The organism is Octadecabacter algicola (assembly GCF_021532625.1).
GTDB classification, from domain to species: Bacteria; Pseudomonadota; Alphaproteobacteria; order Rhodobacterales; family Rhodobacteraceae; genus Octadecabacter; species Octadecabacter algicola.
In genome coordinates this window covers 666,808-680,114 of the sequence record NZ_JAKGAR010000001.1, presented here as the reverse complement: position 1 = coordinate 680,114, position 13,307 = coordinate 666,808, and the positions used below count along the sequence as shown (strand labels likewise).

At 52.7% G+C, this 13,307-nt stretch carries 12 protein-coding genes; 6 read left to right on the top strand and 6 right to left on the bottom strand.

Annotation, left to right across the window (positions count from 1 at the left end; genetic code table 11):
* Window positions 1-42: 42 nt before the first annotated feature.
* Window positions 43-1,359 (bottom strand): calcium-binding protein, encoded by a 1,317-nt coding sequence (locus L0666_RS03280; protein WP_235258516.1) that lies wholly within the window; start codon window positions 1,357-1,359, stop codon window positions 43-45.
* A gap of 132 nt (window positions 1,360-1,491) precedes the next feature.
* Between L0666_RS03280 and L0666_RS03275 the strand changes: the two genes are divergently transcribed.
* Complete coding sequence (locus L0666_RS03275; protein WP_235258514.1) at window positions 1,492-2,277, top strand: 3-hydroxybutyrate dehydrogenase; 786 nt, start codon at window positions 1,492-1,494, stop codon at window positions 2,275-2,277.
* Between the two features lie 25 nt (window positions 2,278-2,302).
* The gene (locus L0666_RS03270; RefSeq protein ID WP_235258512.1) at window positions 2,303-3,322 is read left to right on the top strand and encodes a patatin-like phospholipase family protein; all 1,020 of its coding nucleotides are present in this window, start codon (window positions 2,303-2,305) and stop codon (window positions 3,320-3,322) included.
* Window positions 3,323-3,324: 2 nt separating this feature from the next.
* Here L0666_RS03270 and L0666_RS03265 read toward each other — a convergent pair whose 3' ends face one another.
* The 3 genes from L0666_RS03265 to L0666_RS03255 all read right to left on the bottom strand — a co-directional run bounded on the left by L0666_RS03265 (window position 3,325) and on the right by L0666_RS03255 (window position 5,968).
* Window positions 3,325-4,083, bottom strand: a complete 759-nt coding sequence (locus L0666_RS03265; RefSeq protein WP_235258510.1) for a DUF502 domain-containing protein — start codon at window positions 4,081-4,083, stop codon at window positions 3,325-3,327.
* A gap of 92 nt (window positions 4,084-4,175) precedes the next feature.
* Window positions 4,176-5,081, bottom strand: coding sequence for a pseudouridine-5'-phosphate glycosidase (locus L0666_RS03260; protein ID WP_235258509.1), 906 nt, complete (start codon window positions 5,079-5,081; stop codon window positions 4,176-4,178).
* A complete protein-coding gene (locus L0666_RS03255) occupies window positions 5,078-5,968 on the bottom strand; it encodes a PfkB family carbohydrate kinase (protein WP_235258507.1) in 891 nt (296 codons plus the stop codon). Before L0666_RS03255 ends, L0666_RS03260 begins: the two co-directional genes overlap by 4 nt.
* Before the next feature lie 174 nt (window positions 5,969-6,142).
* On the opposite strand from L0666_RS03255, the gene L0666_RS03250 reads away from it, so the two are divergent.
* On the top strand, window positions 6,143-6,814 hold the full coding sequence (locus L0666_RS03250; protein WP_235258497.1) for a lysophospholipid acyltransferase family protein: 672 nt from the start codon (window positions 6,143-6,145) through the stop codon (window positions 6,812-6,814).
* A 241-nt stretch (window positions 6,815-7,055) separates the two neighbouring features.
* On the opposite strand, the gene L0666_RS03245 is transcribed toward L0666_RS03250, so the two are convergent.
* Together L0666_RS03245 and L0666_RS03240 are read right to left on the bottom strand one after the other, a co-directional pair.
* A complete protein-coding gene (locus L0666_RS03245) occupies window positions 7,056-7,994 on the bottom strand; it encodes a sulfotransferase family 2 domain-containing protein (RefSeq protein WP_235258481.1) in 939 nt (312 codons plus the stop codon).
* A gap of 503 nt (window positions 7,995-8,497) precedes the next feature.
* A complete protein-coding gene (locus L0666_RS03240; RefSeq protein ID WP_235258479.1) occupies window positions 8,498-9,313 on the bottom strand; it encodes a DUF4198 domain-containing protein in 816 nt (271 codons plus the stop codon).
* Here L0666_RS03240 and L0666_RS03235 point away from each other — a divergent pair.
* The 3 genes from L0666_RS03235 (at window position 9,306) to tsf (ending at window position 12,927) form a co-directional block, all read left to right on the top strand.
* Window positions 9,306-10,658 (top strand): HupE/UreJ family protein, encoded by a 1,353-nt coding sequence (locus L0666_RS03235; protein ID WP_235258477.1) that lies wholly within the window; start codon window positions 9,306-9,308, stop codon window positions 10,656-10,658. The two genes, L0666_RS03240 and L0666_RS03235, sit on opposite strands and share 8 nt — an antisense overlap.
* A 533-nt stretch (window positions 10,659-11,191) precedes the next feature.
* Entirely contained in the window at window positions 11,192-11,977 is a 786-nt protein-coding gene (rpsB, locus tag L0666_RS03230; RefSeq protein ID WP_235258475.1) for a 30S ribosomal protein S2, read from the top strand.
* A gap of 77 nt (window positions 11,978-12,054) precedes the next feature.
* Window positions 12,055-12,927, top strand: a complete 873-nt coding sequence (tsf, locus tag L0666_RS03225) for a translation elongation factor Ts (protein ID WP_235258473.1) — start codon at window positions 12,055-12,057, stop codon at window positions 12,925-12,927.
* Window positions 12,928-13,307: the final 380 nt, after the last annotated feature.

Genomic DNA, 13,307 nt, shown 5'->3' with positions numbered 1-13,307 from the left:
TTTGGGGTCGCCTTTGCGGCGGCTTGGCGACTTTTGGGACCTTTAGTTGTAGATACCGTCACCCTCTCCTGGGTTGCCAATAAAGTTGTCGAGAGTCAGGTCTTGGATATCTAATCGTTTCAAAACAATCGTAGCGGTGTCACTTGCCCAGATAACGTGCTGATTGACCTGCGTCGCACCAGCCATAAAGGCGTCAAATTGTTCTTGTTGGGTGGACGTGTAGGTATAGTATACAGAGAGAGCGTCCTCTGCGGGATCAAAGTCCCTAATTGTAGCATAGGTCGTTGTGCTCGAAACAAAGAGGAACTGGTCAGACCCACTGCCGCCAGTCAAAATATCCGTGCCTCCGCCCAGTGTTTCAAACTTGTCATCACCAGCACCGCCGTTGGCCACGTCGTTACCTTCGTCTAGAATGATTGCGTCGTTGCCATTGCCGCCGAACAACCGATCATCGCCGGCGCCGCCAAATAGGGCGTCATCGCCATTGCCGCCGAAGACCCTGTCGCCTGCACCGTTTGAAGCAGAGTAAGTATCGCCGCTCAATTCGTCGTTGCCGTCGCCGCCAAAGATGTCATCTGCCCCCTCGCCACCCAAAATAGTATCGACGCCGCCATCGCCGAGTAGACGATCATTGCCTGAGTGACCTAAGATTATGTCGTCCCCATCGCCGCCGAACATGACGTCCCGCCCGAAGTCGGTGACGCCGTAATCGTGGACGAAATCCGAGTCTCCAAGCAGCCAGTCGTGTCCGTCTCCGCCGTAAATGCGGTCATTTCCAGCACCGCCAAGGATTGAATCATCATCGCTTCCGCCGAACATCTGGTCATCGCCGGTACCGCCATAGAGTGAATCATCATCGTCGAATCCAAAAAGACGGTCTGCCCCTTCGCTGCCCGACAAGGTGTCAGCGGTTTCCGATCCCTTTAGGATGTCATCACCCAGACCACCATCAACAGCACGGTTTTCAAAATAGGTGTGGTCAGTCAGGGTAATCCGATCATCTCCACCTGTTCCGACAAATTCACCGTCGCTAAATGTCAGGTTCATCGTCAGCGGAGCTTGCGCTGCGACGAACTCCAAAAAGCTAGCCGGTTCAAACCAAAAAATCGTCCCTGCGTTCAGAGTTGCAACATCCGTTTCAGTCAGTGCAGGAAGACCATACATGCCTTCAGGGGCATCTATAAGCGCTCCGTAATTGATGTATTCCATCCATCGTACGGTTCCAGTGATCGGAAGTCCGGTCACTGGGTCATACGTCAGGTCAGTCCCTTTGACTGTGACGCCTTGGAAAATGGTGCCCCCGACGATAATTCCGAATTGGAAAGTCTTAGGTGTAGATTTGATAACGATCGGTTCCATGGGCATTCTCACTAGAAATAACTGTTACTAAAGATTTAGTTATCGAATTAGGCACAACTATGGCGCGAGGCCTGTTGCTGTTTGTATCCATCAGCCTATGCTGCATTGCAACATGATTTGCAGGAGAGCACCATGACGTCTAACGCACCTCTTTCAGGTAAGACCGCAGTAATCACGGGATCGAATTCGGGGATTGGTTTGGGCGTGGCCCGTGAGATGGCCAAAGCTGGCGCCAATGTTGTTTTGAATTCCTTTACGGATCGCGAAGAAGATCACGCAATTGCGGCCGAGATCGCAAAGGAATTTGGCGTCGAGGCTAAATACGTCGCCGCCGACATGTCCAAAGCCGACGACTGCCGCCGTTTGGTCGCAGACGCAGGTGCGTGTGATATCTTGATCAACAACGCGGGCATCCAGCACGTCGCACCGATTGATGAATTCCCGACTGAAAAATGGGACGCGATCATCGCAATCAACATGAGCTCTGCGTTTCACACCACCGCAGCGGCTTTGCCGATGATGCGCAAGGTAGGCTGGGGCAGGGTGATTAACATTGCATCGGCCCACGGGTTAACTGCATCGCCCTATAAATCTGCCTATGTCGCAGCAAAGCACGGGGTTGTTGGCCTGACAAAGACGACAGCGCTAGAGACTGCAGAAGAACCGATCACCTGCAATGCGATCTGTCCGGGGTATGTTCTGACACCCTTGGTTGAGGCTCAGATCCCCGACACGATGAAGGAATACAACATGAGCCGTGAAGAGGTGATCAAAAACGTCATGCTGAAACGACAGCCGTCTAAAGAGTTCGCAACGGTTGAACAGCTTGGTGGAACGGCTGTGTTCCTTGCTTCAGATTCTGCGACGCAGATCACAGGTACGACCATCAGCGTTGATGGCGGTTGGACAGCCTTGTGATCCGCAGCGTGATGGCGGCAGCCCAATGGTAAAACGTATCAACCTCGCGCTTCAGGGCGGTGGAGCACATGGGGCGTTCACGTGGGGGGTGCTGGATCGCATCCTTGAGGATGAGCGTATCGAGATCGCGTCGATCTCGGGCACATCTGCTGGGGCCATGAATGGTGCTGCATTAAAAGCAGGCATGATGAACGGGGGCCGTGACGGCGCGCGCGAGAACCTTGATTGGTTCTGGGCGCAGGTCGGTGCGGTCACGGATGACAGTCTATCCAGCTGGATGGATGCAATGTCGCCTGCGACATCAATCCTTTCGGCGGCAATGTCTTATTCGCCAGCATATGCGGCTATTGATTTTACGTCGCGGCTGATGTCGCCGTATGGGGCAGGGCTTTTCTATACGAATACGTTGAAACCTATCGTCGATCAGATGAAATTTGATGCGGTCTGCGCTGATACCGGTCCCGAGCTTTATGTCTGTGCAACGAACGTGCGCACGGGCAAGATCAAGATGTTCTCAGGCGCAGCGATTACAAGTGATGCGTTGATGGCGTCAGCCTGCCTGCCGACGGTTTATAAGGCAGTTGAAATCGACGGAGAAGCCTATTGGGATGGTGGCTACACCGGCAATCCCGCGCTGTTTCCGTTGTTTGAGGGGCATTTGCCCGCGGATGTCGTTGTCGTAAATATCAATCCCTTACATCGCGACGATATTCCTACAGACCCGCAGGCCATTCAAAATCGCATCAATGAAATCAGTTTCAATTCCTCGCTCTTGCGCGAATTGCGGGCGATCAAGTTCGTGAAACGTTTGCTGTCCGCTGGTTCAGTGTCCGAAGATGTCATGAAAAACGTTCTCGTGCATATGATTTCAGATGACGCGTTGATGAATGATCTGAGTGTGGCGACGAAATCCGTGCCGAACCCTGTGGTTTTGTCACGGCTTAAGGCCGCTGGTCGTGCGGCGGCAGACGGTTTCTTAAGCGCTCATTTTGACGATCTGGGTGAGCGTGACACCGTCGATTTTGAGGCAATGTTTAAAGCTTGATGTCAGGACTCAGGCGTGCGCTGATGGGCGATCTTGTCGGCAAGTTTGTCCATTGCGTCCGGCAGTTTCGCGTCCTTTTCACCTGGATAAACAAGTCCTGCCGAAATAACGAGCTTGGCTGCGTCTTCGACACTCATGTCTAGCTCGATGATATCTTCGGTCGGAACCAACAACAGAAACCCTGACGTCGGGTTCGGCGTCGTGGGCAGGAAGACAGACGTCATTGGTCCAGTGTCGGCCTTGATCAGCAATTCGCCCTTTGTCGCCGTTGAAATAAACCCGATCGCCCAAATTCCCTTGCGTGGGTATTCAATCATACAGGCCTTATCAAAGCTGGTTTCGGACTGCGCAAAAACCGTTTCGGCGATCTGTTTCACGGCGTTATAGATAGACCGTACCACGGGCATACGTGCGACCAAGCCTTCGCCCCAGCGCAGAAAACTGCGTCCGATTAAACCTTTGCCGACCCAACCGACAAGCATCGTGAAGACCAAGAAGATCACAACACCAATGCCGCGCACGTTTACTGTGATCCAGCTGTCGTCCGCTTGGGAGTTGCCCAAGAAACGGTTCAGCAATTCCTCTGGTTGGTAGGCGTTCGGCACAAATGGCCAAACAAAGCTATCGACCCAACCGACGACTGTCCAAATAAGCCAAAGCGTTAGACCAATGGGCGCAATCACGACCAAACCCGCGATGAAGTTGTTGCGCAATGCCGTCAGAATGGCGCGGCGCGGTTTTGGGTCTTGGGGTGTGCTCACAGTTAGGGCCTTTGGAAAACCATTAGATACATTAAATGTTTATGTAGGGTACGACCTCTGGAACGGCAATGGATGGCGTGATTTGACGCCTGTTAAGGTGTCCAAACGCACGCAATTTGAGCAGCCAAGCGTGCATTGTTTCGCACAAGGGCGATATTGGCCACCAAGGACGCGCCATCGGTAAGTTCAAAAATACGTCCCAACAAAAAGGGTGTAACGGCCTTGGCGGCTATGCCTTGGGTCTCGGCCTCGTTTAGGGCTTGGGCAATGATCGGCGCAAGGGTTTCGGCAGAAATCTCGGCGTCGGCTGGGATAGGGTTGGTGATCAACTGTCCCCCCGGAAGGCCCATGGCCGCGCGCATCTGCCCAGCGCTTGCGATATCGCTAGGTGTGTCCATGCGCAAAGGTGCGGGCAGGGGTGATGTGGCGGACCAAAAGGCTGGCAACATGTCCTGACCATAGGCGATCACCGGAACGCCGAGGGTCTCAAGAACCTCATAGGTTTTGTCTAGATCAAGGATCGCCTTCGCACCCGCGGCGACTACGGTGACGGGAGTTTGGGCGAGTTCATGAAGATCCGCTGAGATATCAAAGCTGGTCTCAGCCCCCTTGTGCACACCACCGATACCACCTGTGGCAAAGACATGAATGCCTGCAAGGTTCGCTGCAATCATCGTAGCAGCGACTGTTGTAGCGCCCGTGCCGCCTGTGGCGATGCAGGCCGCCATATCCGCGCGGCTAAGCTTGGCGACGTTTTTGGTTTGCGCCAAAGTGTCTAATTCATCGTCCGTCAACCCGATGTGCAGCTTGCCATCCATCACCGCGATTGTGGCAGGAACTGCGCCTGTATCGCGTATGTCACCTTCCACCAGACGCGCGGTCTCGACGTTCTGGGGGTAGGGCATGCCATGGGTGATGATGGTGGATTCCAGTGCGACAATCGCTTTGCCTGCTTCTTTGGCGGCGGCAACTTCGGGGGCGTAGTGGAGTGGGATCATGTTGGGGTCTCTCCTGAAACATAAGTAGCGGCAGCGTTGAGCGCGCGTTCAAGGGCAGCTTGTGGGTCCATACCTTGCACTTCGGATGCGATATGGGCTGCCATAAAAGTATCACCTGCACCCGTAACGCGGGTGACAAGGACTTCGGGTGGTTGTGCGGTGCGAATGCTGTTGCCATGGCCTTCTGCGGCAAGGTTGCCGCCATCGGTGACAAGGCAGCGATGTACGCCGCGTACTGTCAGCGCCTTTGCTGCGTCTGTGGCGAGATCGAACGTAGTTTGGCACAACAACCCTGCCTCTTCGAGGTTCACATAAAGAGTCGCGGACGCATGCCCGACCAACGCGAGCAAGCGTTCGGCCTTTCCCGGTGATGCAGGCGCGACCCGAAGGTCGGATTTGGCAAATAACGGGGATTTCGCGATGTCGCCCAACAGCTCGCGGGTCAAATTGCCGTCCAGCGCCACAAGGCCGTCCCAAGGCGCGTCTGGCGTTCCAAGCGGACCTTCAGACATTGGCCGCAAAATTTTGGTCCCAGCCCGTTCCAGTGAATGGGCATCGGCAATCGCCGCAATCAGTCCGTTCGCACCTTCAACGGCCATGTAGGAGTCGGTCGGCAGGTCCTCGGATCGGTAAAGAGTGTTGGTAATCATCCCGAGTTGATCAGCCTCAGCCACCAATTCATCGCCTTCGGGGTCGCGGCCCACAGCGGACAGCAGTGCAGGCGTCAGGCCAAAATTGATCAGCGTCATTGCAATATTCATTGCCACACCACCCGGAATGCGGGTGATCCGGCCGGGTACATCAGACCCTGCGCGCATGTGGCTGGAAGAGCGCCCGATGATGTCCCAAAGGACCGAGCCGATACAAAGGATGTCTGGTTGTGTCATGAGGTGTTGATGGCTTGCGGCGTCTGGGAGGTCAACACATGGAATGGGGTCTGGGTTTCCTTACTTTTGTATTTATGGCCTTGTCGACGGGGCAGTAGAACGCTTAATTGAACATTGTTCATGATTTGAAATTACAGTTCCCCTAGCGCGATCAATCTGCAAAGGTTTACCCATATGAAACGTTTCTTAGACAACACCTTGGGCAAATGGACCCGACACTTCTTTTTCGTGCTGCTGCGAACCTATTATGGGTTGTTCTACAACGTCAGTGCAGCGGGCAAACATCTGCTGCAAGATACAGACGGCGTTTTGATCCTTGCCACGCATGTCAGCCGTCATGACGGGCCGCTGATCGCCACCACGCTTTATTCCACCAAACGGGTTCGCCCGACGGTGCATTACGATGAATATCACAATCCTGCCCAATGGTTTCCTATGTATGTGGCAGGTGCGGTCCCGATGTCGTCGCCAAAGTCTTGGCCAGAGGAGCGCCGTGCAGCTCGCAAAGAAGAAACTCTATCCAAAATTCACGACCTGTTGGGGCAGGGCAATTCAATCCTGTTGTTTCCCGCAGGCAAAGTCCGCCGCCAACCGGAAGAAATCGTCGCGCCGTATTTGTCCGGTGTGCACGAAATCCTTCGTGCGGAACCGGATACCCCAGTTATGCTGCTGCGCCTTGACGGGTTAGGTAAATTCCAACGCGCCACCTACGATCTGTTCTGGAGCTTTATCGGCCGCAAAAAGGGCCGTCGCCATGTCAGTCTTGATCTGCAACCAATAGAGCTGGACGCGGGGTTAGAGCTGGCTGAGTTCAATGCTGAATTGGAAAGGTTGCTGAATGGGTGAAAATGGGCTTGAAGGTCAGCTTTGCAGGAACAAGCCACCTTGCCCTCTCCACAGCGCCAATAATTACTTTTTCGATGCCATAACGCAGATGACAGGACTAAAGAGCGGTTCCTGAACATTCGCTGTGGGGAATACTCCAAGATGTTATAAAGCAAAGCTGATCTTCGACAGCAAACGGGCTGCCCGTGAACATTATTCGTTAGAAGAGAACAGAAGCATCACTATGGACGGCCTGCTATTTTCAGTTGTGCGCTAAGAAGTAACTTTTTTTCGCGAGATCATACATGATTTCGTCCCAGTAAGTGAAAGCATCATATATTTTCTTCTGGCTTCTGGTTAAATTCTTGAGTTCATCTTCAAAATTAGCCGAGTTCGGCGAAACGTTTCGCTGAATATTGATATCGACGGCGACTATTCCCTTCTCAACGAGAACTCTGACAAAATCATCGAAATATTCCGTTAGTCCATAAATCATGTCTTGGCTTAAGAGATTAGAAACGGCCGTATGCAGTATATCCGTGTCTATCTTCTCTCTATTTTGTCGATTTTGGCCGGCCAAAAGCCTTACTTGGCCGTTATCGACTTCAAATTTAAATGGGTTTCCTCGTTTAGAAGCCCATTTTAGGAATGTGCCAAAAGACATATTCTGTCCGGCCACAGCTTTATGACAATAGTGACTTTCAGTTCGACGAACGTAATTGTAGTAGCTTAGCAGCCTGGGACCAGGGCTGCGCAATGTGCAGATATAAAGGTGGTCCTGCTCCAGCTGCCGCGCGACGCCATGTTGAACGTGGCCGAACATGAACTGTTTATCGTGCAGTTCTTCTCTAACCTGTTGATCTGGTTTGTCGAAGTATTCACTGTAGATGGGCTGATGTGTACCATCGGGGAAGCCCCCAGCCAGAATAGCGGTTAAACTTGTGCCCGCAGTTTTTGGGATGTGTAGATGGATTAGAGTCCGCTTTCCCAGTCCAAGAGACGAAGATTGCGTTTGCGGTCTGTTTGTACTTTTGGCGGCGTTCGGGTTTTTTACCTTAAATTCTGGCGACTCGAGGAAATTGAATACGAGATCCGTCAGCGGTTGGTTCTTCTCAAAGTGATGCAGAACCTCTTCAGGTGCGGGCGTTCGATCAAGAAAAAGCTTATACGCTAGGCGGATGTTATCTTCATTCACAGCCACTTTTGGAAATCCTTGGGTCGAAGTTTTCGAAGGTCATGCAACGCTAAGATCTACACAATGCATCACAGTAACTTGCAAGTCCATTTTATAGAAGAATTCTAGAAACCGCTTGTGTGCACCCAATTTGGAGCATGTCCGAGGTTTGTCTTATGAGGCAAATAAGGCCAATTGCTACAACAAGGAGTGTGGTTCATCGTAACTACTGAAGAATGGTAAACTAGAAAGATATCAAAGAGCGACAACGAGGAAATTGGTAGAGTGAAACCTTCAATCTAATTCCTGAATAGATCTTCTTGTGGAAGATCGACATCCGATTTTTCTGGTGCGGCGCACCCCTTGTTTCGCGGGTCACACCAAGGCACGATCCGCAGTGTTCCAATGGCAGGATTGGTTCGAAATTTAATGCGAGTTTAAAGCGCTTCCCATGGCCAGAGATTGGTGTATGGCGGAGCATTGATAACATCTGCTCTGAGCTGCCGTTCGCTGCTTTCCCGTTCTCTAGTTTATTCCGGCACGCCGAATGTCAGGGCCGCCCATAGGGTTTCCCATTCGATGTCTGCCTGTGCGGCGAGGGCTTCTGAAGGTTCTTGCAGGACGACGTGATCGACCAGATAGCTATGTCCAGCTTGAACGGGCAGGGTGGCGATCCCGTTAGCATCTGTGCGGTGGTATGTAATGTTCACAGTTCCATCGGGCGCTTTTTCAAACAGTTCAACCTGACCATCCGCAACCGTGTCGGCCAAGAAGAAAAGCTGCACACGCAGCCCATCGGACAGAGGGTCCGTGTAAGGGTTGTCGAGCGTGACAAATTCAACAGCCAGTCCAACACGGTAATCGCGCCCAACACTATGACCGACGCCTATAAGACTTTTGGCAAACCGCCAGTAGCCTTCGGTGAAATCTTCACGGGGCAGGCCGCGTGCGTCGTGACGGGCTTCTACGTCTACAAAGTCTTTATGTTCTGCAAAGCGTAGGAATTTTTCCCACTCGGTGTAAGTGATCCTTGATAGGCGCGCGCTGTAGCTGACGATGTTTAGTCCTTCGCTCAACGGGTCCATATCCAACGCCGGACGCGCCCCAATGCGGTTTTCGACAGTTGCCTGCTGCATTCCTGCTGAAACCGTAAAACGGTCAATGCGTCGCGGCAAAAACGCTTGCTCTACCCCCGAAAAATCCTCTCCATTGCGGAGTTGGCCTTGCATCCGAGCGTCAGGTTGGATTTGAAAGGCGAGAGGCTCGATCCAGAACTCATGAGCGACGAGAGCAGATGGTAGGGTAAAGCTAAGTGCTAAGGCTGAAAGGGCGGCATAAATGCGCATTAAATTCTCCGATATAGTTATGAGTACAGTGGCTCGACTGCTGTCAGTGTCAATGGCCGCCGTGATTTGGATCACGCTTGCGTTAGCGGCTCAGGCCCATGAAGTGCTCCCAACAATCGGCGATATGGAAGTCGTAGACGGCCAGTTGACGTTTAAGCTGGACGGAAACCTCGAGAGCATTGTTGCCGGGATCAATCTGGACGGTCTAGAAGACACGGAGACCGCGCCAGAGGCAGATCGCTACACCGAGTTGCGTGCCCAAGACCCCAACGACTTCATCGCAGAGATTGATGCCTACTGGCCGCAAATGGCCGACAGCATAGAGGTTTTGGTGGATGGTGCCCCTGTTGAGTTGACCTTAACTGGTATTGCAGTGCCGGAAGTCGGCAACGTTGATATCGTGCGGACCTCCACTTTGGAATTTACAGCCACATTGCCTGAGGGCGCGGAAGCGATGCAAATCGCGTGGCCTGCGGAATATGGCGTGTTGGTTTTGCGTCAGATGGGCGTCGAATCCGGTTGGGATGGGTATCTGTCCGGCGGTGGCATAACGGACCCTGTTAAACTGGGTGGTGGCGATGCCATGACAGGCGGCGAGGCTTTCATGCGGTTTATTCCTGTTGGCGTCGAACACATCGTGCCACTGGGGCTGGATCACATTCTGTTTGTGTTGGGTTTGTTCTTTTTGTCCACACGGATGCGCCCGTTGTTGTGGCAGGTCACGGCGTTTACGGCGGCGCACACGGTGACATTGGCACTCGCGACCATGGGTTTCGTCAACATTCCTGACGATTACATGTGGATCGTTGAATCCATCATCGCGGCTTCGATTGTGTATGTCGCCGTTGAGAACATCTTTACCGATGGCCTAAACCCATGGCGACCCGCAATTATCTTTGGTTTCGGGTTGCTGCACGGGCTTGGATTTGCGTCGGTCCTGACAGCTTACGGCTTGCCGGATGGAGCCGTTCTTCCGGCGTTGATCGGCTTTAACATCGGCGTCGAATTGGGGCAGTTGCTGTGTATCGCTGTAGCATTCATCATCGTGGTGTCCGCTATCCGTCTTTCCGAAGACGGTAAGGTGAACAAGGGTGCGGCTTGGGTCTATATGGGTATCGCTATTTTGGTTGTGCCTTTGGCTATAATCCCGATCAGCGCCATGGGCCCCGACGCGGTAGAGGCCTATCTGCCACTGTTGTTCATGGTTGCGGCACTGTCCGGCCTATGTGCGGCGTCCTGTGCGGTAGAACGGTTTGAAACCTACCGTCATATGGTCGCGATGCCAGCCAGCATCGGGATCGCGCTGATTGGCGCGTATTGGGTTGTGGAACGGGTCTTTCTTTAGGGCGTCTTTCATTCGCAAATAGCCACAGAAGGCGGCACGAGGCCGTTTGACACTCCACTTCACTTTAGCGACGTTTGAGTTGAATAGAACAGAGTATAGATTTTGCGCATATTTGTTTACGTGGCCATTGTCGTGACCTTTTGGGTTGGATCGATTTTCGCTTGGAACTTGGTGATAAGTGCTTCTGTTGACTTCGCGGAATTGGGAGAAAACGCATCCAACGCTGATGTTTATTCGATCGAGAACCGACAGCTTCTTGGTTTCGCACTAGGGGTGTTAATGTCATTGCTCGCACTGATCATTGCATTCATCGCGGGCCGAAGGTCAAAGTGAATTCACAGTTATGGTTCTGTCGCACGCTCACCGTTTCGTGCGTTGTTAAAGGGGTTGCACCCCAAATCTTGGCGTCCTATACGCGCGCTACGAAATCCCCAGACGGGGGCGGGTGCATTGGGGAGAAATCCCAAGACATCCACCGGTTGGCGAATGCTGATACCCCCGTCCAAGGCAATGAAACCGGAAAGGAAACGACCATGGCTCTTCCAGAGTTTACCATGCGCCAACTGCTTGAAGCAGGCGTACACTTCGGCCACCAGACACAGCGCTGGAACCCGAAAATGCAAGAATTTATCTACGGCGCCCGCAACGGCATCCACATCATGGACCTCACACAGACGGTTCCTATGTTGGACGCTGCGTTGAACATCGTTCGTGATACAGTCGCTAAAGGCGGCCGTGTTCTGTTCGTTGGCACCAAGCGTCAGGCGCAAGCGCCAATTAAAGACGCTGCTGAGAAATCCGCACAGTTCTACATGAACCACCGTTGGCTCGGCGGCACGCTGACAAACTGGCAGACTGTTTCTAAGTCCATCCAGCGTTTGAAAGCGATCGACGAAGCAGCTGAGCGCGGCTTCGAAGGCCTGACCAAGAAAGAACGTCTTGGCATGGAACGTGAGCAAGGCAAACTCGAAGCCTCTCTCGGTGGTATTCGTGAAATGGGCGGTGTTCCTGACCTTCTGTTCGTCATCGACGTAAACAAAGAAGATCTGGCAATCGCAGAAGCACAGAAACTTGGCATCCCAGTTGTTGCTGTTGTTGATACAAACTGCTCCCCTAAGGGCGTTGATTACATCATCCCAGGCAACGACGATGCGGCACGTGCAATCGCACTGTACACGGACCTTGCTGCACGCGCTGCCCTTGACGGCATGACAGCGCAAATGGGCGCAGCTGGCATCGACATCGGCGAAATGGAAGCTTCTGTTGAAGAAGAAGTTGCCGCCGAAGCACCAGCAGAAGAAGCACCAGCCGCTGAATAAGCGCTAACGTTTCACAAAACTGATACCGGGCGCGCCTATTTGCGCCCGGACCCTATTCATATCTAAGGAGACCAAAGATGGCGATTACAGCTGCATTGGTAAAAGAACTGCGTGACTCCACAGGCGCAGGCATGATGGACGCGAAAAAAGCGCTGACAGAAACAGATGGCGACATGGACGCTGCTGTTGACTGGTTGCGTACTAAAGGTTTGGCAAAAGCCGCTAAGAAATCCGGCCGTACGGCTGCTGAGGGCTTGGTTGCGGTTGCTGTTTCCGGTGGCAAGGGTATCGCTGTTGAAGTGAACTCCGAAACTGACTTCGTTGGCAAAAATGCGGACTTCCAGAAAATGGTATCCGGCATTGCTGGTGTTGCTTTGACCGTTGACGATGTTGCTGCGCTGAACGCGGCTGATCTTGACGGCAAGACTGTTGAACAGACGGTTATCGACGCCGTTGCGATCATCGGTGAGAACATGTCCGTGCGCCGTATGGATGCGCTGACAGGCGACAATGTTGTATCTTATGTTCACAACGCTGCAGCAACAGACATGGGTAAAATCGGCGTTCTGGTCGGAATGACAGGCGGCGACGAAGCTCTCGGTAAGCAGATCGCGATGCACATCGCTGCCGTGAACCCAGCTGCTTTGTCCGAAGCAGACATGGATGCCGCTGTCGTAGAAAAAGAAAAGCAGGTTCAAATGGATATCGCTCGCGAAAGCGGCAAGCCAGAAGCTGTTATCGAAAAGATGATCGTTGGCCGTATGAAGAAATTCATCGGTGAATCAACATTGTTGAACCAAGCTTTCGTCGTGAACCCTGACGTAACAGTCGGGCAGGCGGCAGCTGACGCCGGCGCAACGATCACTGGTTTTGTTCGTCTTGAAGTTGGCGAAGGCATCGAAGTCGAAAAAGAAGACTTCGCAGCTGAAGTTGCAAAGATGAACAGCTAAGGTAACCCGTTACCTTCGAGTGATAAAATACTGAAAAGCCGCCATTAAGTTGGCGGCTTTTTGCGTTTAGGGGGAGGGGTGAACGACCCTTTCCATGGGACTGGTAGGGTCGTTCAAGACGTGGACCACAGGGATAAAATGGCACAATTCCACGTCCCTTAGGGTGCTGATCCAATACGGGCTTAGCCCGATCAGATCAGCGTCCGGTTTCCCGGTACGAAAAGGAAGAACCCAAAAAATACAACGGGTATCCTAGCCGCTGTTCCCAGGCCTTAGGCCACCACTCACGGAACAAGGTTAGATTGACATTAACGTAAGGAAAGCTCCAGTCAGGGATTCCCTACCATAGTAATAATTTGAAAAATCTAGGGGAAATTTTG